26 protein-coding genes and 1 riboswitch are annotated in these 23,349 nt (G+C 40.1%); of the genes, 8 read left to right on the forward strand and 18 right to left on the reverse strand.

Annotated features, from left to right (window positions below; translation table 11 throughout):
• Positions 1-202 precede the first annotated feature (202 nt).
• Complete coding sequence (locus FQ085_RS07800) at positions 203-883, reverse strand: metal-dependent hydrolase (RefSeq protein ID WP_058385732.1); 681 nt, start codon at positions 881-883, stop codon at positions 203-205.
• A 100-nt stretch (positions 884-983) separates the two neighbouring features.
• On the opposite strand from FQ085_RS07800, the gene FQ085_RS07805 reads away from it, so the two are divergent.
• Together FQ085_RS07805 and FQ085_RS07810 are read left to right on the forward strand one after the other, a co-directional pair.
• Positions 984-2,081: a M24 family metallopeptidase gene (locus tag FQ085_RS07805; protein WP_058385733.1), complete on the forward strand. Its 1,098-nt coding sequence runs from the start codon at positions 984-986 to the stop codon at positions 2,079-2,081.
• A 229-nt stretch (positions 2,082-2,310) separates the two neighbouring features.
• Complete coding sequence (locus tag FQ085_RS07810; protein ID WP_058385734.1) at positions 2,311-2,778, forward strand: universal stress protein; 468 nt, start codon at positions 2,311-2,313, stop codon at positions 2,776-2,778.
• A gap of 52 nt (positions 2,779-2,830) precedes the next feature.
• On the opposite strand, the gene FQ085_RS07815 is transcribed toward FQ085_RS07810, so the two are convergent.
• Positions 2,831-3,769, reverse strand: coding sequence for an NADP-dependent oxidoreductase (locus tag FQ085_RS07815; protein ID WP_058385735.1), 939 nt, complete (start codon positions 3,767-3,769; stop codon positions 2,831-2,833).
• A gap of 120 nt (positions 3,770-3,889) precedes the next feature.
• Positions 3,890-3,933, forward strand: a riboswitch (PreQ1 riboswitch).
• Positions 3,934-3,939: 6 nt separating this feature from the next.
• On the opposite strand from FQ085_RS07815, the gene queC reads away from it, so the two are divergent.
• From queC to queE, 3 genes are read left to right on the forward strand one after another with little or no spacing between them, the layout of a single operon-like run.
• Positions 3,940-4,605, forward strand: coding sequence for a 7-cyano-7-deazaguanine synthase QueC (gene queC / locus FQ085_RS07820; RefSeq protein ID WP_058385736.1), 666 nt, complete (start codon positions 3,940-3,942; stop codon positions 4,603-4,605).
• Positions 4,602-5,027: a 6-carboxytetrahydropterin synthase QueD gene (queD, locus tag FQ085_RS07825; RefSeq protein WP_058385737.1), complete on the forward strand. Its 426-nt coding sequence runs from the start codon at positions 4,602-4,604 to the stop codon at positions 5,025-5,027. The genes queC and queD overlap by 4 nt, the downstream gene beginning before the upstream one ends.
• Positions 5,024-5,731, forward strand: a complete 708-nt coding sequence (gene queE / locus FQ085_RS07830) for a 7-carboxy-7-deazaguanine synthase QueE (RefSeq protein ID WP_058385738.1) — start codon at positions 5,024-5,026, stop codon at positions 5,729-5,731. Before queD ends, queE begins: the two co-directional genes overlap by 4 nt.
• Before the next feature lie 58 nt (positions 5,732-5,789).
• Here queE and FQ085_RS07835 read toward each other — a convergent pair whose 3' ends face one another.
• The 15 genes from FQ085_RS07835 to ezrA form a co-directional block, all read right to left on the reverse strand.
• Positions 5,790-6,131, reverse strand: a complete 342-nt coding sequence (locus FQ085_RS07835) for a zinc ribbon domain-containing protein YjdM (protein ID WP_058385739.1) — start codon at positions 6,129-6,131, stop codon at positions 5,790-5,792.
• Positions 6,132-6,222: 91 nt separating this feature from the next.
• Positions 6,223-6,642: a universal stress protein gene (locus FQ085_RS07840; RefSeq protein ID WP_058385740.1), complete on the reverse strand. Its 420-nt coding sequence runs from the start codon at positions 6,640-6,642 to the stop codon at positions 6,223-6,225.
• A 143-nt stretch (positions 6,643-6,785) separates the two neighbouring features.
• Positions 6,786-8,162 carry a Na+/H+ antiporter NhaC gene (nhaC, locus tag FQ085_RS07845; protein ID WP_058385741.1) on the reverse strand — a complete coding sequence of 459 codons (1,377 nt, stop codon included), beginning with the start codon at positions 8,160-8,162 and terminating at the stop codon, positions 6,786-6,788.
• 413 nt (positions 8,163-8,575) lie between these two features.
• Complete coding sequence (locus FQ085_RS18025; protein ID WP_156423924.1) at positions 8,576-8,731, reverse strand: hypothetical protein; 156 nt, start codon at positions 8,729-8,731, stop codon at positions 8,576-8,578.
• 91 nt (positions 8,732-8,822) lie between these two features.
• Positions 8,823-9,086 (reverse strand): RDD family protein, encoded by a 264-nt coding sequence (locus FQ085_RS07850; protein ID WP_058385742.1) that lies wholly within the window; start codon positions 9,084-9,086, stop codon positions 8,823-8,825.
• Positions 9,087-9,219: 133 nt separating this feature from the next.
• On the reverse strand, positions 9,220-9,405 hold the full coding sequence (locus FQ085_RS07855; RefSeq protein WP_058385743.1) for a hypothetical protein: 186 nt from the start codon (positions 9,403-9,405) through the stop codon (positions 9,220-9,222).
• Between the two features lie 75 nt (positions 9,406-9,480).
• The gene (locus tag FQ085_RS07860; RefSeq protein WP_149456332.1) at positions 9,481-10,404 is read right to left on the reverse strand and encodes a class I SAM-dependent methyltransferase; all 924 of its coding nucleotides are present in this window, start codon (positions 10,402-10,404) and stop codon (positions 9,481-9,483) included.
• Positions 10,405-10,455: 51 nt separating this feature from the next.
• The gene (tpx, locus tag FQ085_RS07865) at positions 10,456-10,962 is read right to left on the reverse strand and encodes a thiol peroxidase (RefSeq protein ID WP_149456333.1); all 507 of its coding nucleotides are present in this window, start codon (positions 10,960-10,962) and stop codon (positions 10,456-10,458) included.
• A gap of 36 nt (positions 10,963-10,998) precedes the next feature.
• On the reverse strand, positions 10,999-11,577 hold the full coding sequence (locus tag FQ085_RS07870) for an RDD family protein (protein WP_149456334.1): 579 nt from the start codon (positions 11,575-11,577) through the stop codon (positions 10,999-11,001).
• 12 nt (positions 11,578-11,589) lie between these two features.
• A complete protein-coding gene (gene sppA, locus FQ085_RS07875; RefSeq protein ID WP_149456335.1) occupies positions 11,590-12,603 on the reverse strand; it encodes a signal peptide peptidase SppA in 1,014 nt (337 codons plus the stop codon).
• A 74-nt stretch (positions 12,604-12,677) separates the two neighbouring features.
• Positions 12,678-13,595 carry an EamA family transporter RarD gene (rarD, locus tag FQ085_RS07880; RefSeq protein ID WP_149456336.1) on the reverse strand — a complete coding sequence of 306 codons (918 nt, stop codon included), beginning with the start codon at positions 13,593-13,595 and terminating at the stop codon, positions 12,678-12,680.
• 192 nt (positions 13,596-13,787) lie between these two features.
• The gene (gene mbcS / locus FQ085_RS07885) at positions 13,788-15,362 is read right to left on the reverse strand and encodes an acyl-CoA synthetase MbcS (RefSeq protein ID WP_149456337.1); all 1,575 of its coding nucleotides are present in this window, start codon (positions 15,360-15,362) and stop codon (positions 13,788-13,790) included.
• Positions 15,363-15,569: 207 nt separating this feature from the next.
• Positions 15,570-16,772 (reverse strand): tRNA uracil 4-sulfurtransferase ThiI, encoded by a 1,203-nt coding sequence (gene thiI, locus FQ085_RS07890; RefSeq protein WP_149456338.1) that lies wholly within the window; start codon positions 16,770-16,772, stop codon positions 15,570-15,572.
• 6 nt (positions 16,773-16,778) lie between these two features.
• A complete protein-coding gene (locus FQ085_RS07895; RefSeq protein WP_149456339.1) occupies positions 16,779-17,882 on the reverse strand; it encodes a cysteine desulfurase family protein in 1,104 nt (367 codons plus the stop codon).
• A 58-nt stretch (positions 17,883-17,940) separates the two neighbouring features.
• Positions 17,941-19,644, reverse strand: a complete 1,704-nt coding sequence (ezrA, locus tag FQ085_RS07900) for a septation ring formation regulator EzrA (protein ID WP_149456340.1) — start codon at positions 19,642-19,644, stop codon at positions 17,941-17,943.
• A gap of 152 nt (positions 19,645-19,796) precedes the next feature.
• Here ezrA and hisJ point away from each other — a divergent pair, with 152 nt between their 5' ends.
• Together hisJ and FQ085_RS07910 are read left to right on the forward strand one after the other, a co-directional pair.
• Complete coding sequence (gene hisJ / locus FQ085_RS07905; RefSeq protein ID WP_149456341.1) at positions 19,797-20,597, forward strand: histidinol-phosphatase HisJ; 801 nt, start codon at positions 19,797-19,799, stop codon at positions 20,595-20,597.
• 48 nt (positions 20,598-20,645) lie between these two features.
• Complete coding sequence (locus FQ085_RS07910; protein ID WP_058385754.1) at positions 20,646-21,125, forward strand: GAF domain-containing protein; 480 nt, start codon at positions 20,646-20,648, stop codon at positions 21,123-21,125.
• A 43-nt stretch (positions 21,126-21,168) separates the two neighbouring features.
• Here the strand turns inward: FQ085_RS07910 and megL are convergent, their stop codons facing one another.
• Complete coding sequence (gene megL, locus FQ085_RS07915; protein WP_149456342.1) at positions 21,169-22,377, reverse strand: methionine gamma-lyase; 1,209 nt, start codon at positions 22,375-22,377, stop codon at positions 21,169-21,171.
• 333 nt (positions 22,378-22,710) lie between these two features.
• Between megL and rpsD the strand changes: the two genes are divergently transcribed.
• Positions 22,711-23,313 (forward strand): 30S ribosomal protein S4, encoded by a 603-nt coding sequence (rpsD, locus tag FQ085_RS07920; RefSeq protein ID WP_149456343.1) that lies wholly within the window; start codon positions 22,711-22,713, stop codon positions 23,311-23,313.
• Positions 23,314-23,349 lie beyond the last annotated feature (36 nt).

Here is a 23,349-nt window from a genome sequence, read left to right on the forward strand (position 1 = left end):
GACGGGCGTTTTGGTTCGACAGGCATAAGACGCAGTGGCCGAGCGGCATTTCTTCAGCCGCACTGACACTGTGGCTTATGTCCCGAGGAGCAGCCCGGCGCAACTAGACAAATCGAAAAGTGGAGACGGGCGTTTTGGTCCGACAGGCATAAACGGCATAAAACAACCCGAAAAGTTTTTACTCTTCGGGTTGTTTTATGTGCTACAGTTTAATGCTTTCGCCTGACTGTAAAATGTTTACTTGTGCATCTTTTACTAACGACTTAAAGTACTCAGGATCTTGCTTAATGGGCGGGAATGTATTGTAATGGATCGGAACAACCACTTTCGGTTGTAATAATTCGACCGCATAAGCTGCATCTTCTGGCCCCATTGTAAAATGATCGCCAATTGGTACAAACGCCACATCAATATCATTTCGCTCACCTAACATCTTCATGTCACCAAACACTTCTGTATCACCTGCATGGTAAATTGTTTTGCCTTCTGCTGTAAATAAAATTCCAGCTGGCATGCCACCATAAACGACTTCACCTTCTGCTGTTGTGAAAGAAGAACTGTGAAATGCTTTTGTGAACTTTACCACACCAAACTCGAATTCGTGTGCGCCGCCTAACCCCATACCTACTGCGTTTACACCGAGACTGTCTAAATAATTAGCTAGTTCAAATACAGCTATAACTTGCGCATTACTTTTTTTCGCTAGTTCGACGGTATCGCCAACATGGTCGTTATGGGCATGTGTTAAGAGGATCACATCTGGCCTTTCTTTTTCGACCGTTAAATCAGTGAACTCATTGCCGTTAATAAATGGATCAATTAAAATAGTATATTCACCTGTTTTGATTTTCACAATAGAATGACCATGATATGAGACGTGCATAAAATCCCTCCAATTGATGTTTGAATATAGTGAATTCAAGTCATATAGCTGATTTATACCCTGTTTTTTGATATGCTACACATATAGAGGAGGAATACATATGATAAAAATTAACCAACTACAAGATTACCTGAAACAACATTCAATTGATGCGGCATTTATTACAGATCCCTACAACGTTTTTTACGTTAGTGGTTTCAAAAGTAATCCACATGAACGTCTACTAGGTGTCATGATATTCGCAGAAGCTGAACCCTTTTTAATTTGTCCTAAAATGGAAATTCCAGATGCAAAGAATGCTGGGTGGACAGGCGAAATCGTCGGTCACGAAGACACACAAAATTCCATGGAAATTTTATATAAAACAGCAAAATCGCGTGGCATTGAATTAAAAACAATGGCAATTGAAAAAGCGCATATGACAGTAGATCGCTCCGAAGCGATTCTCTCATTCTTTGAGCCGCGTACAATTGTACAACTAGACGATCAGTTAAATGCTATGCGTGTAATAAAAGATGACGCAGAACTTCGAATATTACGTGAAGCAGCGGCATTAGCTGATTACGCGATTGAAGTAGCTGCAAAAACAATTAAAGAAGGCATTACTGAAATTGAAGTCATGACAGAAATTGAATTAGCGTTAAAAAAACGTGGCGTTACGCATATGTCGTTCGATACAACTGTATTGGCTGGAGACAAAGCGGCTTCACCACACGGTAAAACTGGCGATCGTAAATTGAAAAATGGCGACTTGGTATTGTTTGACCTTGGCGTTGTTCATAAAGGCTATTGCTCAGATATTACCCGTACATTAGCGCTTGGAGAACCTAGTGAAGAGCAAAAGGCTGTATATGATATTGTCTATCGTTCTGAAACAGCTGCTCTTGAAGCGGTCAAACCTGGCGTTACAGCTGCTGAACTTGATCAAATTTCACGTAAAGTAATTACAGATGCAGGATACGGTGAGTATTTCACACACCGTTTAGGACATGGTTTAGGCATCGATGTTCATGAATTCCCTTCTATTCATGGAGAGAATTCGATAAAAATGGAAAAAGGAATGGTCTTTACATTAGAGCCTGGTATTTATATTCCTGGTAAAATCGGCGTTCGTATTGAAGATGACGTCGCTGTAACTGCAGATGGTTACGAAGTACTGACAAAATTCCCGAAAGAACTTCAAATTATCCATAATTAATAGACACAGCGACACCAGAAAAATTCTGATGTCGCTTTTCATTTACCGTAAATTGAACGATTGGTTTAAACCATCACTTTACTGCTAGCTATTTATTTCTATTCATCTAATTACCATGTCAAAAGACGCCTTTAATTAGACAAAAAATTCACGAAATTACATCCAATTTAGCAGGAACTTAGATAGTTTTAGCGAATGTTTACAAAGAGAGATAAAGGAGGAATGTAGGATGACATTAAAATACAGTCAAATTCTTGTAGCAGTCGATGGTTCGAAAGAAGCTGAGTGGGCATTTAAAAAATCAGTTGGTATTGCTGGACGGAATAACGCTACATTAAATTTGGTAAACGTAATCGATACCCGTTCGTTCGCTGCAATTGAAGCGTACGATCGCTCGATTGCTGACCGTGCTCAAAAGTTTGCTGAAGATTTATTAGAAGAGTATAAAAAAGAAGCGTTAGCCGGTGGTGTTGAAAAAGTGAACATTGTTGTCGATTATGGTTCTCCTAAAACAATGATTTCAAGAGATTTGGCACAAAAAGTTGAAGCGGATTTAATTATCTGTGGTGCTACCGGATTAAATGCGGTTGAACGTTTCCTAATCGGTAGCGTTTCAGAACACATTGTTCGTTCAGCAAAATGTGATGTATTGGTTGTACGTACTGAAGAAGCTCAAGACGATGCACCAACAGGTTAATACGTAAAACGAAAAAATCCTTTCACTCATGTGAAAGGATTTTTTCGTTTTATTAAGATTTCACTTTGATAATAATTTTTCCGCGAGCATGATGAGTTTCGCTAAGTTCGTGTGCATCTTTTAACCCTTGCTCACTAAACTCAAACACGTGACCAATCGCAGGTTTAAATTCTCCTGATACAAACAAATTAGCCAGCTGATGTAATTGCTCACCGCTCGGCTCTAACCAAAAGCTGCTTGCTTTTACTTCGTGCTCTTGCGCTTTCTCTGCAGAAGGCTGACCTGCAATCGAAATCAGTTTCCCGCCTTTTTTCAAGACTTTGAAACTTTTATCTAGTACTTCTCCACCCATTGTGTCTAATACTGCATCAAAGTTTTCCAGTAACTCACTAAAATCTTCTTCACTGTAATTAATGACACGGTTTGCACCTAGTGATTTGACCAGTTCATCGTTTTTGTCACTTGCAGTCGTCGCTACATACGCTCCGATGCTGTTAGCAATTTGAATGGCCATACTTCCCACTCCACCGGCTCCCGCATGAATCAATACTTTATCTCCTTTTTTAACTTCGGCAAAGTCGACAAGGCATTGATAAGCAGTTAGCCCAGCTAATGGAATTGCCGCGCCTTCTTCAAAAGTCATGCTTTCTGGCATATGAGCTAATAGCTGTTCTTCTACTGGCACAAATTCTGCATAAGTCCCTTGACGTGTTGTCGCAGGTCTCGTAAAGACACGATCGCCTACTTTGAAATGCTTAACGTTTGTGCCAATTTCAGCAACCACACCCGCTGCATCCCAACCTAAAATAATCGGGAATTCCCAAGGTAACATTTCTTTTAAATAGCCTTCACGTAATTTCCAGTCAATTGGATTTATAGAAGTGGCATGAACTTCAACTAGCACCTGATTTTCGTTGATAGTTGGTTTTTCTACTTCTCTTTCTTTCAGTTGTTCTGTACCACCATAACTGTCGATAATAATTGCTCTCATGTCAAACATCCCCTTTCCTTATTCTATAAATATACCCTATTTCAGAAATAGTACACCTTCCGGAGACTTGCATTTATAGTCTTCTTTTCTGGTACATTATGTTATTATTAACACTGTTCGCTAAAAGAGGTTCGCAAACTCCCTCTCTAAAAAACTAAGGAGTGTTACAGATGAAAAAAGAAAAAGCAGTCGTCGTTTTCAGCGGTGGCCAAGACAGTACCACTTGCCTATTTTGGGCAATCAAGAATTTCAAAGAAGTAGCAACCGTCACTTTTGATTACGGCCAGCGTCATTCGGCTGAAATTGAGTGTGCCAGAAAAATCGCTGAAGAACTAGGTGTATCATTTAAGGTATTGGATATGACTTTGATCAATCAACTCTCAGCAAATGCGTTAACACGTGATGATATCGACGTGACCGCAGAAGATGGTGAATTGCCATCTACTTTTGTACCAGGCAGAAATCACTTATTTTTATCTTTTGCAGCAGTTTATGCAGACGCTATCGGTTGCCAACATTTAATTACTGGAGTAAGTCAAACCGACTTCAGCGGTTATCCCGATTGTCGTGATACGTTTATTCGTTCACTAAATGTCACATTAAATTTAGCAATGGACAAGCAGTTTATCATCCATACGCCGTTAATGTGGCTCGACAAAACCGAGGTTTGGGAACTTTCTGATACACTTGGTGCTTTTGAATTTATTCAAGACAAGACCTTAACTTGCTATAACGGCATCCCGAGCACTGGTTGTGGCGAATGTCCTGCCTGCAAATTGCGAAATGATGGACTTGCTCGCTATCAGGATAAAAAAATGGCTGGTGTTAGAGCATGATGCAGCAATTTTATCCGACAATTCCACACGATTTCCAATTTGAGCTCAATAAGGACTTTCATTTTTCAGCAGCGCATTTTATTCCAAGTGAAGAAGCAGGGAAATGCCAAGTCATGCACGGCCATACGTATCACCTCAACATTACAATCGCAGGTAACGAACTTGACGCCATTGGTTTTCTAATTGACTTTAAATTATTAAAAGAACTGATTCATAAAAAATACGACCACAGTGTCTTGAACGATCATCCGGAATTTGCCACTAAATTTCCGACCACCGAGCTTCTTGCTAAGCAAGTGTGGCAGTCGATTCAAACGATGCTGCAAGCGACCAGCAACCGTCCCAACTGTCTGCAAGTTATCGTTCGTGAAACACCAACCAGTTATGTTGTATTCCGTCCGAAACAAGAGGACTTGTTATGAGAATTCCAGTGATGGAAATTTTCGGTCCAACCATTCAAGGTGAGGGCATGGTAATGGGACAAAAAACCATGTTTGTGCGCACAGCAGGATGCGATTATTCCTGTTCTTGGTGTGATTCTAAATTCACTTGGGATGGCACAGGCACAAGCGTCTCCAAACAACCTACTGAAATCGTTGAGGAACTCATCCAAACCGGTGGCAAGGCCTTTTCGCATGTCACCATATCCGGTGGCAATCCCGCTCTCCATAAAGGTATCGGTGAACTCGTTGATTTGTGCCATTTGCAAGGCTGGAAAGTGGCTGTAGAAACGCAGGCATCTCTTTGGCAAGAGTGGATGATAGAAATCGATGATATTACCTTGTCACCAAAACCACCTAGTTCTGGTATGAAAACAGATGTAACGAAACTAGATGTATTTATAGAAAAACTGCAAAATGCCAATGTCAGCCTGAAAGTTGTTATTTTTGACGAAATTGACTTTGCTTATGCAGAAAAACTTCACCAGCGTTACCCGGCAGTTCCATTTTTCTTACAAACAGGTAACGAAGACACTGCAACGACAGATGATTTGCAGTTAGTGACTACCTTACTTCATAGATACGAACAATTAATTGATTACCATATTCAGTCCCCTATTATGAATGATGCCAAAGTGTTGCCGCAATTGCATACTTTAGTATGGGGCAATAAACGCGGCGTTTAAACAGATAAACACGAAAAAACTCCGTCGACCTCAAAAGGTCGACGGAGTTTTTTTCGTGTTATGCTTTTTTAACAAATTCCGATTTTAGTTTCATCGGACCAAAACCATCGATCTTACAATCAATGTCGTGATCACCATCAACCAAACGGATACTTTTTACTTTTGTTCCAATTTTCAAAGTTGACGAACTGCCTTTGACTTTCAAGTCTTTAATGACTGTTACAGCATCCCCATCTTTTAATACCGTTCCGTTTGCATCTTTGACGATTTTTTCTTTTTCATCCTGTTCAGCTTCAATCGCTAAATTCCATTCATGTGCACATTCAGGACAGACAAACAGATTGCCGTCTTCATACGTATATTCAGAATTACAATTAGGACAATTCGGTAATGTAGTCATTTTCTCCTCCAGCTGATCTTTTAGTCAGTTAATCAGTAATACCAACAATCTTTTTACCAGTATACCAGAACTATCCACTCGTCCGTCTGAGTTATTTTACGACTAGTACGGGACAATGCACGTGATTGACAACTTTCTGACTGACACTGCCAAGTACTAGCGCCGATACTGGCTTTAATCCCCTGCTGCCAATCACAACCAAATCAAATTCCCCTTCATTGGCCATTTCAATAATCACGGGTGCTGGACGACCGTGCATCATTTCAATTTTGTAAAAGACTTCTCCACGTTCTAAAGCTTCTTTGATCGGTTGAATTTTTTTCTTTCGCGACAATTCAAACTCGAGCTGACCACCATCGTGAACCTTTTCATTGCTGTCTTCATCAAAATCAGAAACGTATACGATTGTCACTTCTGTCCCTTTCACTAACGTTGCGAGTTGGGCAGCTTGCTTTCCAGCTCGTTCAGCATTTTCAGAACCGTCTATAGCGACTAAAATTGATTGATACATTTCTCCACCCCTTTAAACTAGTTTCCGTGACTTTGCAATAAGTACCCTCTACTGACACTATTCGACTTTCTATTGAAATTCCCTGCTTCTCTAGAAAAACAGATGACGATAAACGTCAGCTGTTTTCTCTTTATAGTCGTTATTTACTTGTATGTTAGCGTTTTTCCGGTGAATCCAAATAAAATCGTTAGAACAGGCGATAGCAAACAAAAGAATGCGAATGGTAAATACTCCAGTGTCGGAACGCCAATAACACCCGTAATGAAAATTCCACATACGCTCCAAGGAACAAGTGGGTTGACGACTGTTCCAGCATCTTCCATCACGCGACTCAAGTTTTTCCCTGCGAGTCCTACTTTGTCGTAAGGCTCTTTAAATGCCTGTCCCGTCAATAAAATGGACAAGTATTGTTCACCGATCAGAATATTGATACCGATTGCGGTTAATGCCGAAGCCGCAATAACCGACGAAACTTTTCTCAGTACGCTCTCTACTTTAGCTAACAAACATTGAACAATCCCTAAAGTAAATAGCAATCCACCCATACTAAGCGCGAGCAGTACTAAGGCTACCGTGAACATCATGCTCTCCATTCCACCACGTGACAACAAACTATCAATCTCTGTGATACCAGTAGAAGACACATATCCGCTAAATAGCACCTTAAAAATCTCGGAAGCTGTAGACGTTTGATGCAGATAAGAAATCGCAATGGCTGATATTGAACTTAATGCCAGCGTCATTAAAGCAGGTGTTTTCGCCAAGGTTAAAACAATAAGCACGACTAATGGAACAAGCGTATACCCGTGAATCATGCCTGTAGCTAACAGTCCTTCTTTAAAGATCGAGATGTTCTGCACACTAGCTCCCGTCGCCTCCGGAGAAAGCCATACAAACAACCCTAGAGTTATGACAAAAGCGGGAATTGTCGTCCATCCCATATTGCGAATGTGGTCGAACAAATCTACACCGACAATGGTCGAAGATAAATTTGTTGTGTCTGACAATGGAGACATTTTATCCCCAAAAAATGCGCCTGAAACAATTGCACCAGCTGTTATGGCTAATGACAAATCCATTGCCGTCGCCATCCCGATAAAAGCCACACCAATCGTTGCAACCGTCGTGAGTGAGCTACCAATAGACAATCCAATTAATGATGTGACGATAAAGACAATAGCATAAAAAAACGTCATAGAAATCAAGGTAAAGCCTGCGTATATCAACGTTGGAATGGTACCGCTAATCATCCAGCTACTAATGAGCATACCGATAAAGAAAAACAGAAAAACTGCGCTCATTCCCGCACCTGCACCATCAACTAATCCTTTTTCCAGTGTTCGGTAGGACACTTTCTTTAACAATCCATAACCGAATAGCAACAAAACCGAAAATAAGATAGGAAGATGTGGAACTGATTTAAATCGAATAATACTGACACTGATTAATAGAAAGATAGCAGTTGTTATTAAAATAGCTTCTGAAACTCTTGGCGTGATGACTGATTTGATATTATGCATGACAAACTCTCCTTTTTTATAAAAAAAAAAGAGAAAACGCCCGTCCCAATAAAGGGACGAAGGTTTTCTCCGCGTTACCACCCAATTTGATGTTCTAGCTTACCAAACATCCACTCTTTGCGAATCGATCAAAACTGATGACGTATTTCATCCCATTTGCTGCCTGAATTTACACCTACCATTCAGTCTCTTGCTGCTGCACACAAATTGCCTACTAAACCATCGATCGACTTATTTAAACACTTACGTAATGAAAAAATACGGCTTACCACTTTAAATCCAGTAAAGTTCATACTAATCTAGAGCAACGACATAAGAAAATTTTTTCGAACGACTCGACTAGTCATTTTTAAAAGTATATTGAAATAAATTTTACCAGTCTTCTCTGACAAGTCAATACTTTGAGTTAAGTTTTATTTGAAGACATAGGTTTTCGTTAACCAATCATAAAGCGTCTGTTTATTTTTTGTAAAAATAACCATCAAAATAGAAAGAAAAACCCATCCATAAATCCATCCCCAAACTAGATAGTCTAGTAATTCTAATTCCTCAGCTCTTAACTGAATCATTCGATACACCATAAAGTGAGAAAGCTCTCATGGTAAAAACTTCAAAAACGTCCGACTCATTGCTCGACCTATCAACAAAGGCTTTTGGTTCTTAATCTGTTACGACAATACCCATTTTATATTTCCCAAACGATTGCTTACCCATTTTTGAGTCTGCAACGATAAAACAGAGAGAAACAGGTAGCGTAAGCAATATGAAGCCCGTTAGTTGAGCAATAATTCGTGAAGCTTGAAACCCCTGTTGTATGGAAGGAATGAAAATCACGGATACAATAAACAATACTCCCATATCGGAAAAAATCAACACATAATCAAGTGCAAACGCTTTTAAACGAAGCCACAATCCCGCATACATCAAAGACCTCCACCCTCAGTCACTATTCACGACCTAGTTGAAAATAAAGGTTTAACGGCTAATTCTAAAAAAAGAGACAAGGAATAATCCTTGTCTCTTTTAACCCAATCTTAACATCAAGTAACGTGATCGATCACGTACCCATTTTACGGCGGTTATTACTAACTTTCTTTGATTGCTGGCTCTTCATCTTTTTAGTCGATAGTGAACCGTTACCACCAGATAATTTGTCTGAAGCTTGGTTTTTCTTAGCTTCAAGTTGGCGTTTCACAGCTTCTTGAAGACTCACTTTTTTTGGTTCTTCGTTTGACTCAGTCATTGCGCATCCCTCTTTTCGTTAAAAATGGTACATATGGATGTTTTTATACCTTTAGTATAGCATAACTTCCTTGCTCTATTCTTTGTTTTCTTTAAACCAACTAGTAACTTGAGAAAAGAATTGAGACATGGATTCGGGCTTAGACATATTCGGAACACGCGCCAACAAAACTTCTTTCGGCGCTTTAATGCCTTCTTTCTTTTTCTGTAAGACGAGAATCCCTTTAGCATGCGCTGAGTTTTTAAACAAGCTATCTGGCAATTCCATAACGGATTGAATATGCGCATGTTTTTTCAAAAAACTATGCAATTGACTGGCATGCTCGGATTCAAATAACGCTTTCGGGACGATGAAAAACAAATAACCACCATCAGCCGTATGTTTTAACGATTGTTCGATAAACAAATGATGTGCATATGTCATGCCCTCATCTGCTTTTAGTTCATAAGTGGCTGCGGTTTCGTCGTCGGGATAATAACCGACCGGTAAATCTGAAACGACAACGTCTACTGGATCGATCAATAAAGGCTGAAGTGCATCTTGTAGATAGAACGTAATGGGTTGTTCTACTAAATTCCCTGCATTTGAAGCAAGACGCACGAGAAGATCGTCTAGTTCTACGCCTGCTCCTGTCAAGCGGCCGTCCAAGTAATTCATGACTGTTAACAATAGATTACCTGTTCCAACTGCCGGGTCTAAAATGACTGCTTGATCTTTTTTGACAAACAACTCAACCAAATAACCAACCAATAACCCAAGTGCGTCAGGCGTCATTTGATGATGTGGTTGAATGTGCTCTTTCATGCCCTTTAACACAGCTAGCTGAAGTGCTTTACGAACTTCTTCTTTGCTGGCATCCGCTTCTAACTTGATAAGTCCATCCAACCAATTTTCAGTAGTCGTCAATAAACTTTCCAGGTACACGTTTTCTTGTTCTTTCTGAATTTCTGTTGTGTGATTATCAATAAAATTAAACGTTTTTTCCATTGCTGAATTCATAATTCGCCGTCCTCAATAAGGAAACCCACTCTCTCGAGTGGGTTTCTTGTATTATTTTGTTAATTCTTTAACTGCATCTAAAGCCTTTTCGTAATCGGGATGATCTGTTCCTTCAGCTACATACTCTACATAAGTAACTTTGTCGTTTTCATCAAGTACGAAAACTGAACGAGCTAGAAGTCGAAGCTCTTGCATCGTCAATCCGTAAGCTTCACCGAATGACAAATCACGGTGATCCGATAAAGTGGTAATGTCATCTACTTTGTTGATGTCTGTCCAACGTTTTTGAGCAAATGGTAAATCAGCTGAAATGGTCAATACTTCAACATTGTCCCCTAAAGAAGTAGCTTCTTCGCTGAAACGTTTTGTTTGGTCTGAACAAACACCCGTATCCAGTGATGGAACTACGCTAACCAATCGAATCTTACCTGTTGTGTCTTGCAATGTCACCGGTGATAAGTCATTCGCTAAAACTGAAAACTCAGGAGCTTGATCTCCTACTCTCACTTCGGTGTTCGGTATAGTCATCGGATTATTCTTGAATGTAATTTGTACCAATCAATACGCCTCCCTTTCATTAGTCTCTTTATCATACTAAAATGCTTGGGTGTCATGCAACCCAGACCCCTCTATGTGCTTTTTCTTCATCAATCTATTTTTTCTAAAAGACTCTTCATGAACAACTGTCGTGTCAGCAATATAGTCGTGGACGCCTTGTTTTAACGGTGTAAAGCCAACAATCCAGTAGAGCGGCAAAATGGTCACGGAAAGAAAGCGACCAATCCACTCGCGGAACAGGAGCGTCATCCAAGAGATGCTATCGGACTTCAAAGACACTACACGGATCCCCATAACCATCTTTCCGACAGTTTGACAAAAGAATTTTGTCATTAACACAAAATAGCCGTAAAAGAGGATGGCCGATACAATTGCATACGGCGCATACCAAGGAATACTGGTTGTTTCTATTCCTGTTAAAGCAAATATAGGTTTGACTAGAATAGCAGTAAGGCCCGCAATAACCAGTAAATCGATTAGATAAGCCCAAAATCGCACCCAAAATCCAGCCGGTTTCCGTTCGTAAAAAAGAACTTCTTCAAATCCTCCGGTTTCAGGACGCTGTTTCGTGACGGGCACTTCCACTGTGGTTTCATTCGTTTCGTGGTCTGTCATTGTGGTCCCTCCTTATTTTTCACCGTATAAATACATCATACGCGGAGAACTGTATTCAGTTAGCATTTTTGTAATCATTTGTGTTTCGAGATCGTTACCGAAAAACGAATTCATTTTCATGGATAAAAGCGAACCCCAGCCTTGCGAAGCTCCGTATTGGAATACTTGTGCATTACCTAAATCGAAATCAGTTTTTACTTGTGCGATTACGTCTTCCTCGAATCCGAAATCATCCGCTAAATTCGCCTCTACTGCTTGACGCCCATTCATGATACGTCCGTCTGCCACAGCTTTTACTTCTTTTTCTGTCATGTCACGGCCTTCTTCAATTACATCGACAAACGACTCGTATGAATCATCTAGCATTTCTTGAAGAATTACGCGTTCCTCTTCTGTCATGTCACGGGTTGGGCTCATAATATCTTTATATGGACCCGACTTGATCGTCACAAAATCCACACCCAGTTTGTCTGCTAGTTCACCATAATTGACACTCTGCATAATGACACCGATAGAGCCAGTTAAGGTTTCCTTGTTAACAAAAATCTTTTCTGCTGGTGCTGCAATATAATAGCCACCTGATGCAGCTACTGCTCCCATTGATACGTAAAATGGTTTTTTTGTTTCTTCTTGAATTTCAATAATCTTATCGTATATTTCCGCCGACTCCACAACGCCACCACCCGGTGAATTTACGGTAAGTACAACGGCTTTAACCGTAGGATCTTCTTTAACATTTTCTAATTGTTCCATAAAGAAAGAGTGGTTATAACCAGTCGTTCCAAATAGTGAAGCTGCATCTCCCGTGTCTTGAATCACACCATCTACATTTAAAACAGCTACACGGTTATCAAAATCTCCATCTTCTACCACAACTTCCGAAAAACTTGATTGCGTACTCGCTACGAGTTCGTCAACACCTTCAGTAAAACCACCCTGAAGAAAAGCAAATGCTGAGTTGATAACCAATGAAATTCCGAGTACAGCTGCCGCTACAACTAGAGCAATCCATCTTTTTGTATTCATTTATACCATTCCCTCCTTAGTTCTACTCTTACTATACGTGAAACACTCGCAAATGTTTCATCAAAAAAGAAACACTAAACCGAAACTTTCCTGCTTGCCTTTCGAATTCCCCGTGCCTCCAAAATTTTTGAAGAAGTAAACAAAATTAAAGCGCTCCAAATCAACGAGAAAGAAATAATATCGACTGTTGTAAAAGCTTCACCGTAAATGAAAACCCCAATTAGCAGCATTAGCGACGGAGCAATGTATTGCAAAAACCCAATCATGTACATCGGAATCAATGGAGCACCGATTGCAAACAATAACAATGGGAAAGCAGTAACCAATCCACTAGCGATTAACAACACGTCTGTTGTTAGTCCTGTCTCTAAAAAAGAAACGCGATCGACTGACATCAAATAGATATAATAGGCGATTGCAATCGGAAAAACAAAAAGTGTTTCAATTGCCAGTCCGCGCAAAGCATCTAATTGAATGGTTTTTTTGATCAAACCGTAAAAAGCAAAACTGAAAGCCATACCGAGCGCAAGCCACGGCAAAGAACCAAAAGAGAAAGTTAAAATCAAAACACCAGTTGCCGCTAAAAGAAAAGCAATTTTTACCGCTGGAGACAATTTCTCCTTTAAAAAAATAGCTCCTAACAGCATAGAAATTAACGGATTTATGTAATAGCCGAGACTTGTTTCAACAATCCGGTCATGCGAAACCGCATAGACATAAAAAAACCAGTTAGCAGAGATGAGGAACGACGCCAACATCAACAAGAAAAATTTCTTCTTTGATATCCACAGCTTTTTTAGATCAAGCCACAATTGGCGACCTCCTTTAGTTAAAAGAATAAAACCAAAAGTTAATACGAAAGACCATATAATTCTTCCTGCTAGGATTTCGTCCGCTGGAACGTGACTAATTTGTTTCCAGAAAATCGGCATAAATCCCCATAATGTATAAGTCAAAATAATGACCAAAACGCCTTTTTTTGAATCTGTCATTCTACATCGCTCACCATTCTTTATTAAATTTTATATTCCGAAATAATAGTCTCATTATAGGCTTGATGGGAGCAGAAAGTAAATAATGATTCGTTCAATTATAGAAACATTCGTTACCCATTCTTGCTCAAGTTCAAATCAAAAAACGGCAACTCTTTTTTAATAAGAGAAGTGCCGTTTTTGGGGTTGCATTTATTTTTTTGCGTGTTCTTGCTGGCGTAATTCCACACGTCGAATTTTACCAGATGCCGTTTTTGGCAACTCTGCTAAAAAGTCGATTGCCCGAGGGTATTTATAAGGTGCGGTTAATTCTTTTACGTGATTTTGTAATTCTTTTACCAAACTATCTGAAGCCGTATGACCTTCTACTAATACGACAAAAGCTTTGACAATCGTGCCGCGTATTTCGTCGGGTGCACCAATAACAGCACATTCTTGAACAGCCGGATGTTTAACCAGTGCATCTTCTACTTCAAAAGGTCCGATTGTATAGCCCGAAGAAATAATGATATCGTCTCCTCGACCTTCAAACCAAAAATAACCATCTTCATCTTTTGATGCTTTATCACCCGTTACATAATAATCTCCGCGGAATTGCATCTTGGTTCGTTCGGGATCTTTAAAATATTCCTTAAACAAAGCAGGTGTCTCAACATGAACAGCAATATCCCCCACTTCACCAACTGGACACGGGTTACCGAACTCATCAATGATTTCGACATGGTTGCCAGGCGTCGGTTTGCCCATAGAACCAATGCGAGACTCCATGCCTTTCATAACTCCGACCAGCAACGTATTTTCCGTCTGGCCATAACCATCGCGGACTTCTATGTCAAAATGATTTTTAAAAACATTGATGACTTCTGCGTTAAGTGGTTCCCCCGCAGACACTGCGCTGTGCAAAGCGGACAAATGATAGTTGGCTAAATCTTTTTGTTTTGCCATCAACCGGTATTCTGTCGGCGTACAGCACAACACATTGACTTTGCGTGTTTCCATGAGTTCTAAATAAATAGTCGGATCAAATTTACCATTATAAACAAAACCGGTAGCTCCGCTACCTAGTGTCGCTAAGAACGGACTCCAAATCCATTTTTGCCAACCTGGACTTGCGGTTGCCCAAACAACATCCCCTTCTTTTGCACCGAGCCAGTGCTCCGCTGACGTTCGAAGATGTGCATATGCCCAGCCATGGCTATGTACGGCTCCTTTGGGATTGCCGGTAGTTCCTGAAGTATAAGATAAGAACGCCATATCGTCTTTTTTAGTAGGCGCTGCTATGTATTCAGGAGAAGCAGCAGCCATTTCATCAACTAAAGAAATCCATGAATTTCCTGATTTTCCAATGACAAACTTCACGACATTGTCCATTTCCTTCACACCTTCGAATTGATCCATGAACGGCTCATAGGCGATTACCGCTTTTGCATCACTGTGATTTAAGCGGTACGCAATATCTTTTGCCCGAAGCATTTCAGAGCTGGGAATGACCGCTAAGCCCGCCTTTAGTGCTCCGATATACGCAACATATGCTTCGATCAAACGTGGCACCATTACGAGCACGACGTCACCTTTAACAAGACCTGCTGTTTCAAAACTATTCGCTGCACGATTTGCACGCTCTATTAATTCATCATATGTAAGTTGGTGTTTTTCCCCTTGATCGTTTTCCCATAGAATCGCAAGTTTGCCGTCACCTGTTGCGTATCGCTCAATTTCCTCCACCAAATTATACGAATCCGGCGCTAGTAATTCTTCTCTTTTCATGCTGTTTCCCTCCTCTGACTAGAGCTAATTGTTATATCCATATCATTATACATTAAATTTTTAATTATTCATATAATTTCATCTAGTTAAATTTTTAAAAAGAACTCTTATTTTCTGTTGCTGATTGTGTACGTTTAGTCCAGATTTAACTCGCGAACTAAAGTTATGCATCACAAAAAAAGCTGCCTGTAAAAGGCAGCTTAGCTATTATAAAAGATCTTCAAACTGATTCTCTTTAATGCGTGGAAACTTAATAACTTCTCTTTGAGATACTGCTTCACCGATCATTTCATCGAACGAAACAAAGTTCTCGTAGTACTCGACTTTTTCAAGTTTTGGCTTGATTTTGGGATTTGCTGGTGTAAAAATCGTGCAGCAATCTTCAAACGGACGGATAGAAATATCGTATGTGCCTATTTTTTGAGCTGTATCAATAATCTCCAACTTATCCGTCGCAATTAGCGGCCGCAAAATGGGCGTGTTTGTGACCGCGTTAATCGCTTGTAAACTTTCTAACGTTTGGCTTGCTACTTGTCCTAGACTTTCTCCTGTAATGATTGCTCGGCAATTTGTCTCAGCCATCACCAAATCAGCTACGCGCATCATCATGCGCCGCGTCGAAGTCATCGTGATGTTATCCGGCACTTGCTTGTGTACCTCTTGCTGAAGCTGTGTAAACGGAATGATGTGCAAATTGACGGATGAACCAAACTGCGATAGCTTTTCAGCTAAATCAAATACCTTTTCCTTGGCACGTTCATTAGTAAACGGTGGACTAAAGAAATGAATCAGTTCTAGTCTAACGCCACGTTTGAGCATATGATAGCCTGCAACCGGACTGTCTAAACCACCCGATAGCATGAGCAATGCTTTACCGCCCGCTCCCACTGGCAAACCACCTGCTCCTTGAATCACTTCTGCCATCATATAAACAGCTTCTTTTCGAACTTCTATTTTCAAATCAATTTCAGGGTCTTTCATTTGAACTTTTAGATTTGGAAAGACTCTTAATACATGTGAGCTGAGTTCTTTCATGATTTCCGGTTTTTCGTGAGGAAATTCTTTGAATGGTCGTTTTACCGATACTTTAAAACTTTTATCGGTATCTTCAATTTTAGCGATAACTGCTTCTGCTGTTTTTTTCATTGCTTCCATGTCTAATTCACATGCTGTTACTGGACTAAACGATTGGATACCGAATACATGTGGCAAGCGCTCAATCACTTGTGCCAATTGTTGCTCACTGTCTGATGTAATAAACATCCGGTCACGCTCTGCTTTGATTTGGATTCCTTTCAAGTCAGAAAAAGTCTGTCTGACATTATCTCGCAGCCGTCCAATAAATGAACTGCGATTTTTGCCTTTGGTTGATAATTCGCCGTAACGTACGAGAACTTGATTGATTTTCATTTATCGTTAAACTCCTTTAATCATGCGGTATACCCGCTGAAATGCTTTTTTAAGTGCAATAATATCCTGCTCTGTTGTAAATTCTCCAAAACTGATACGGATCACACCATCTTTAAATTCACGCGGCAAACCGATTGCTTGAATTACTCGACTCGTATGACGCGTTTTCGAAGAGCAGGCACTTGAAGTGGAAACAATGACCGATTCTTTTTGCAAACCCGATACCAAAATCTCACCTTTAATGCCTTTTACAGCTACTGCTAGAATGTGAGGAGCAGCTTGTTTTGGGCTAACTATTTTTACGCCGTTAAACCCTGAGAAAAATTGGCGTAACTCTTGATTCCATTGTTTGTGTAGTGGATTTGGTTCTACTAACCTTAATGCTTTTGCTAAAGCGACTGCATTTGGTACAGAAACGGTACCACTGCGTATCCCCGATTCCTGTCCTCCTCCATATTGAATCGTTTCTAATTCAACTCCAGAATATGCTAGAAGCCCACTGCCTTTTAGTCCGTGAATTTTATGTGCCGATAGTGTGATCAAGTCGGGCAAAGCGGTTGGATCAAATGTCAGTTTCCCAATACTTTGCACTGCATCCACATGAAAGAAAATACGTCTTTTTCTTAACAGACGAGCAATATCTGCAATTGGATGAATGGTGCCTATTTCATTATTGACATGCATTAATGAAACTAAAATTGTATCGTTCTGCAACGATTTTTTCAATTCATCAACATGAATACCCCCGGAAGAATCGACCGGTAAACGCGTGATGTTAAAGCCTTGTCGTTCTAGCGCAACAAGGCTATTTAAGACAGAAGGGTGCTCTGTTTCAGCAGTGATGATGTGCTTGCCTCTATGCTGATAACTCTGAGCTGTACCAATCAATGCTAAGTTGTTTGCTTCTGTACCACCAGAAGTAAAGACAACATTCTCCATATGCAACAGATTTTTTAATTGAGTTCGTGCGGTTTCTAGCAAATCTTCTGCTTGGTTTCCGAGCACATGCAATGAAGACGGATTTGCATAAAATTGCTCATTCACTTTCATGTACGCATCGAGCACTTCTTTTTTTGGTTTTGTGGTTGCGCTATTATCCAAGTAAATCATCTGTTCACCTCCGAAAAGAAAACCACCAGCAGATTAGCTGGTGGTTTTACATGTTGTTTTAAATGCGCCATGCGTCTTCTTTAACCAGCACTTCAATCCGTTTCATCGAACCTGGTTCAAAGTTTTCGACTGCAGTTGCCGCTTCTTCTAATGCTTTTGTATAACGAAGCTGTCTAAATGATTCTTCAGCTTCTTCAAGTTTGGCATCTAACTGAAGATTGGATTTGCGGTAACGGTTGCCATATTGAATGATGCGCTCAATCAAAAGTACATTTTCAACCATTTCAACTGCTTTAGTATGACCGTCTTCAATACTTTTTTCAGCTTGTTCTAAATAATTATCCACAAGCTTGATGTTTAATGGTACTTCACGCAAAGTCTGTATTGTCACGAAAAGGTGTTCTTCGGCTTCTTCTAGACGCACATCCATGTCTTCTGGAATACCCGGTATATTGGCTTTATGCAAAACACGATCGGTTTCTTGCAATTTGCGTTTCAACTGTTCTACTTTCGCGCGCGCATTGTTTTCTTCGATGCGCAAGCTCTTAAGTGCCGTCATAAAATCAATTTGTGTCGAGTCAACAATCGATAAATCCTCACGAATATGAACCAATTCTTCTTGAAGACTTGAATATGCCGATTGATCTTCTTCGAGACGTGATGCCAGCAAACTATAGCGTTTCGCTAATTGCTCCATTTTATCCATACATGACTTTGGAATGGCCGCTTCGCTTTCGCTAATTTTATAGCTATGCTGAACGTATCTACACTCTTCTTCCATTTCTTTCGTATCTCGTGCCACAACTTCTAAATGACGCTCTGTATCGATGCGGAATTCGTCTACATATTGTTTCGCTTCCACTTCTTTTTCCAAAAGTTCATAAAATGAATCGATGCGATCTTTTATTTTTTCGACGGCAATTTTCGTTTGTGGAATTTCCAGAAGCGTTATATTTTCTTTTAATACTTCTAGTTCTTCTTCTATTTCGTCCAGTTGAAGAGTCAATTCTAAATGTCCTAAGTAATAAGACTGCTCTTCCATTTCTTCTTTGCCTTGACGCAATTCAGCAACGTAAGAAGGAATTTTAGTTTGGACATCCGACAATAACGGTGGAATGTCATCAACTAGTAAAAACGCCTCTTCGCCTTCTGACGATAAACTAATGACGGTTTCACGTGCTTTCAGGTAATTCCCTTCATTGGTCAGTTGTTCATATTCATCAAATAACGGAATAAAAGACTCAAGTTTTTTCTCTAACGGTACAGCAGCCATCCCGTAAGAATGCTGATGAGCCAATAAGTTTTTGCGTGCACGACGGTATTTTTCTTGAAGGAGATCAATTTCACTGCGATTTTTTTCCTCGCTACCAATCAACTCTTTTAGTTCTACCAAAATGCCGTTCATCTGCTGATCCACAAGATCAATTTTAACTTCTGTATCTTGTTCTAGCTTTGTCGCCTTGTTGAATCTGAAACGATTAATTGCTTCTTCTGCATCATATAAAGCAGCATCAATTTTCGGAATATGCACATCCATAATTTCAGTCCACACGTTGCGCCAGCGTTCGAACATTTCTTCTGTCTGGCCATTCATGTTCAACTGTTTCACTTTAGTCAATTCTTCAAGTATCGGTTTATTTTGTATTTGCAGTTTTAACTGTTCCAAGCGCTCAATTTCAGCTAAATGTTTTTTACGAAACATAAAACCAATGATTGTTACCGCTAATAGAATGATGACCGCAATGATGATATACTCCATCATAAGTCACATAGCCCCCTGTTCCAAATCACATTACCAGTTATACGTAAATGTATTCATGATTCTTTTATTTTAACATGTATTCTACTCTTTTGTTTGCCAAATTAGAAGAAAAGCGATTATATTTTTTAATAGACAGAAAAGAGGATGCCTTTATGAAGCGAGACGGTCACATTCACACCCCCTTTTGTCCACACGGGACAAAAGACTCAACAAAATTATATATTGAAAAAGCAATAAAGTCCGGATTTACGGATATCTCTTTTACTGAACACGCTCCACTTCCAGCTAACTTTTCAGATCCTACTCCTGATCAAGACAGCGGCATGAGCACAACTCAGCTAACTGCCTATATAAATGAAATTACCCATCTTAAGCATGTTTATGAAAAAGATATTCGCATTCGATTAGGGTTGGAAGTTGATTACATTGAAGGCTTTGAAAAAGAAACAGCCCTTTTTTTGGATGAAATTGGTCCGGAATTAGATGATTCTATTTTATCGGTTCATTTCCTGCACGTAAATGACCACTATGTTTGCGCTGACTTTAGTAAAGAAGTATTTACAGAACTCGCAACGGCTTGCGGATCTGTAGAAGCTGCCTATCAGCTTTACTATGACACGCTTGAAAAATCGATTTACGCAGATCTTGGCCAATTCAAACCCAGACGAATTGGTCATCCCACATTAATTCACAAATTCCAAAAAGCACATGGCGAGAACATCAATGATGACAAACAAATCCGACACATTCTCGAGCTAATAAAGAACACCGGCTTAGAACTGGATGTAAACGGGGCGGGGTACTCGAAATCAGATTGTTTGGAAGCCTATCCTCCGCTCCCTTATATCGAATTCGCCCAATCACTTGGCGTTCCGTTAGTATTCGGCTCAGACGCCCATAGTGTCAATGGCTTGCATAAGCATTACGACAAAATTTATACTTACTTAAGTTAAGCGGATTTGATTTTCAACATACAATACACCGAAACGAGGGAATTCTTTATGTTTACACAAACAGATTACAGTGGCAGTAGCATTGAACAATACACGATGCTTTCAAAACAATTAGATGCTTTATTAGACGGTGAGAAAAACAGCATTGCTAATTTAAGTAATGCCTCTGCTTTACTCAATCAATTTCTTGAACGCATCAACTGGGTTGGATTTTATTTGATGGAAGAAGGCGAACTTGTTCTTGGGCCTTTCCAAGGTTTGCCGGCATGCGTACGAATTTCAGTCGGAAAAGGCGTTTGCGGTACAGCCGTTGCTGACAAAAAAACCATGTTAGTAGAAGACGTTCAAGCATTTCCTGGTCACATTGCATGTGATGCAGCGTCACGTTCTGAAATTGTCGTGCCATTGATGAAAGAAGATCAAGTGATTGGGGTTCTTGATATTGATAGCCCTGAGTTAAGTCGTTTCACAGAAGAAGATCAGCAAGGCTTAGAACTATTCGCCAAAGTGTTGATGAAGCATTTATAATCGAATGAAAACCCGAAACTCAATTGATGAGTTTCGGGTTTTTTTAGATTTCTTGAAGTTTTGGTTTCACTTGTTCGAATGCTTTGTTTAAGTCTTCGATTAAGTCGTCTGTATGCTCAAGTCCAACTGATAAACGCAGTAAGGAATCACTGATGCCCATTGCTTGTCTACTTTCAGGTGGCACGACCGCATGCGTCATCGTAGCTGGATGCTGAATCAATGTTTCTGCATCTCCTAAACTAACAGCAATTTTGATCAGTGATAACGCATTTAAAAAGGCTTGCGCTTCTTTTTTACCACCCTCAATTTCAAATGAAATCAAACCGCCACCTTCACGCATTTGGCGTTTCGCAATTTCAACTTGCGGATGACTGTCATCAAACGGGTAATATATATTTTTAACGATTTCTTGTTGTTTTAAAAATTCTAAAACTACTTTTGTATTGCTAACATGTCGATCCATTCTGACATGAAGTGTCTTTAATCCTCTAAGCAATAGCCATGCATCAAATGGCGACATAATACCACCGACGTCTTTTTGTACCGTCATTCGAATATGTTGCATTTCTTCTGCATCACTTCCGACCAAAACGCCACCAACTACATCTCCGTGGCCATTCAAGTATTTCGTCGCACTATGCAAAACAAAGTCTGCGCCCATTCGCAATGGATTTTGTAAGTAAGGTGAACAGAAGGTATTATCTACAACGACTCGAATGTTGTGTTTTTTCGCTACCGCCATGACTGCTTCAAGATTCACGAGTTCCATAGTCGGATTGATAGGTGTTTCTACGTATATGCAGACCGTTTCTGGGCGAATCGCATTTTCTACCTCTTCTTCAGTAGTCATCGACACCAAGCTATGCGTAATGCCATATTTCTCTTCCATAATCTCCAACAAACCGAACGTGCAGCCGTAAATCCCCCGTGAACAAAGAACGTGATCTCCCGCTTTTGTTAAGTAAATCAAAATTGCACTAACCGAGGCCATCCCCGACCCAAAAGCTAATGCACCTTGACCGCCTTCGATTTCTGCCATTCGTTCTTCGAGTACGCGAACTGTTGGATTTCCGAGACGCGAGTAAATATTTCCTTCGCAATTCCCTGCAAAACGATCTTCCCCTTGCTCGGCATTTGCAAACGAATACGTTGAAGTTTGATAAAGCGGTGTCACCAAACTATCATGATGTTTAGTGCTGTCGTACCCTTTATGGATAACCGCCGTCTCAATGTTCATTTCTTTATCTCTCATTACACATACACCCCTTACCTAATTATAGAAAGCGCTTACATACATACTCATTTCCATTCTACCTTGTCCTATCAAAAAAAGAAAGTTAGGTTGCCTAACTATTTTATAGGGGTTACTGTTGACTTACAGTTCTAAATTCAGTTATACTATGCTTTGTGTAAAATAATCGCAGCAGTTGTATGTGCGTGTTTGCCCATTTTATTCCTCATAGCAGGTGTATCGTGTAACTCTTTGGCTGCTGAGCGAAGGTACAAGAATATAAAATGGCTTGCAGCATGAATGCATCTGGTTTTTATTTTACTCTAAAAACCAAAAATAGAGGAGGAGACTTATATGTCTCGTTATACAGGTCCAGCATGGAAACTGTCACGCCGCTTAGGAATTTCCCTTACAGGCACAGGTAAAGAATTAGAAAAACGCCCTTACGCACCAGGTCAACACGGTGCTAACCAGCGCAGAAAAGTTTCTGAATATGGTTTGCAATTACAAGAAAAACAAAAACTACGCTTTATGTACGGAGTGAACGAACGTCAGTTCAAAACTTTGTTCAACAAAGCTGGTAAAATGGACGGCAAACACGGTGAAAACTTCATGATCCTTCTTGAAGCTCGCCTTGATAACGTTGTTTATCGTTTAGGTCTTGCGCGCACTCGTCGCCAAGCTCGTCAAATCGTAAACCACGGCCACATCCTTGTTGATGGCAAACGCGTTGACATCCCGTCATTCAGCGTGAAACCAGGACAAACAATTGCTTTCCGTGAAAAATCAAACAACCTTGATGTAGTAAACGAAGCAATCGAAGTAAACAACTTTGTTCCTGAATACGTAACTATCGATACTGATAGCAAAACAGGAACATTCGTACGCCTTCCAGAGCGTAGCGAATTGTCTGCTGAAATCAACGAACAGTTGATCGTTGAGTACTACTCACGTTAATTCCAACTTGATTTCGAAAACCTCTCAAACCTTTTT

The organism is Planococcus sp. ANT_H30 (assembly GCF_008369335.1).
In the GTDB taxonomy this organism is placed as follows: Bacteria; Bacillota; Bacilli; order Bacillales_A; family Planococcaceae; genus Planococcus; species Planococcus kocurii.

Bases quoted from the DNA above. Each gene is read 5' to 3' on its own strand.
- FQ085_RS07800 (WP_058385732.1), bottom strand. From the start codon at position 883: ATGCACGTCTCATATCATGGTCATTCTATTGTGAAAATCAAAACAGGT.
- FQ085_RS07805 (WP_058385733.1), top strand. From the start codon at position 984: ATGATAAAAATTAACCAACTACAAGATTACCTGAAACAACATTCAATT.
- FQ085_RS07810 (WP_058385734.1), top strand. From the start codon at position 2,311: ATGACATTAAAATACAGTCAAATTCTTGTAGCAGTCGATGGTTCGAAA.
- FQ085_RS07815 (WP_058385735.1), bottom strand. From the start codon at position 3,769: ATGAGAGCAATTATTATCGACAGTTATGGTGGTACAGAACAACTGAAA.
- queC (WP_058385736.1), top strand. From the start codon at position 3,940: ATGAAAAAAGAAAAAGCAGTCGTCGTTTTCAGCGGTGGCCAAGACAGT.
- queD (WP_058385737.1), top strand. From the start codon at position 4,602: ATGATGCAGCAATTTTATCCGACAATTCCACACGATTTCCAATTTGAG.
- queE (WP_058385738.1), top strand. From the start codon at position 5,024: ATGAGAATTCCAGTGATGGAAATTTTCGGTCCAACCATTCAAGGTGAG.
- FQ085_RS07835 (WP_058385739.1), bottom strand. From the start codon at position 6,131: ATGACTACATTACCGAATTGTCCTAATTGTAATTCTGAATATACGTAT.
- FQ085_RS07840 (WP_058385740.1), bottom strand. From the start codon at position 6,642: ATGTATCAATCAATTTTAGTCGCTATAGACGGTTCTGAAAATGCTGAA.
- nhaC (WP_058385741.1), bottom strand. From the start codon at position 8,162: ATGCATAATATCAAATCAGTCATCACGCCAAGAGTTTCAGAAGCTATT.
- FQ085_RS18025 (WP_156423924.1), bottom strand. From the start codon at position 8,731: ATGATTCAGTTAAGAGCTGAGGAATTAGAATTACTAGACTATCTAGTT.
- FQ085_RS07850 (WP_058385742.1), bottom strand. From the start codon at position 9,086: ATGTATGCGGGATTGTGGCTTCGTTTAAAAGCGTTTGCACTTGATTAT.
- FQ085_RS07855 (WP_058385743.1), bottom strand. From the start codon at position 9,405: ATGACTGAGTCAAACGAAGAACCAAAAAAAGTGAGTCTTCAAGAAGCT.
- FQ085_RS07860 (WP_149456332.1), bottom strand. From the start codon at position 10,404: ATGAATTCAGCAATGGAAAAAACGTTTAATTTTATTGATAATCACACA.
- FQ085_RS07870 (WP_149456334.1), bottom strand. From the start codon at position 11,577: ATGACAGACCACGAAACGAATGAAACCACAGTGGAAGTGCCCGTCACG.
- sppA (WP_149456335.1), bottom strand. From the start codon at position 12,603: ATGAATACAAAAAGATGGATTGCTCTAGTTGTAGCGGCAGCTGTACTC.
- rarD (WP_149456336.1), bottom strand. From the start codon at position 13,595: ATGACAGATTCAAAAAAAGGCGTTTTGGTCATTATTTTGACTTATACA.
- mbcS (WP_149456337.1), bottom strand. From the start codon at position 15,362: ATGAAAAGAGAAGAATTACTAGCGCCGGATTCGTATAATTTGGTGGAG.
- thiI (WP_149456338.1), bottom strand. From the start codon at position 16,772: ATGAAAATCAATCAAGTTCTCGTACGTTACGGCGAATTATCAACCAAA.
- FQ085_RS07895 (WP_149456339.1), bottom strand. From the start codon at position 17,882: ATGATTTACTTGGATAATAGCGCAACCACAAAACCAAAAAAAGAAGTG.
- ezrA (WP_149456340.1), bottom strand. From the start codon at position 19,644: ATGATGGAGTATATCATCATTGCGGTCATCATTCTATTAGCGGTAACA.
- hisJ (WP_149456341.1), top strand. From the start codon at position 19,797: ATGAAGCGAGACGGTCACATTCACACCCCCTTTTGTCCACACGGGACA.
- FQ085_RS07910 (WP_058385754.1), top strand. From the start codon at position 20,646: ATGTTTACACAAACAGATTACAGTGGCAGTAGCATTGAACAATACACG.
- megL (WP_149456342.1), bottom strand. From the start codon at position 22,377: ATGAGAGATAAAGAAATGAACATTGAGACGGCGGTTATCCATAAAGGG.
- rpsD (WP_149456343.1), top strand. From the start codon at position 22,711: ATGTCTCGTTATACAGGTCCAGCATGGAAACTGTCACGCCGCTTAGGA.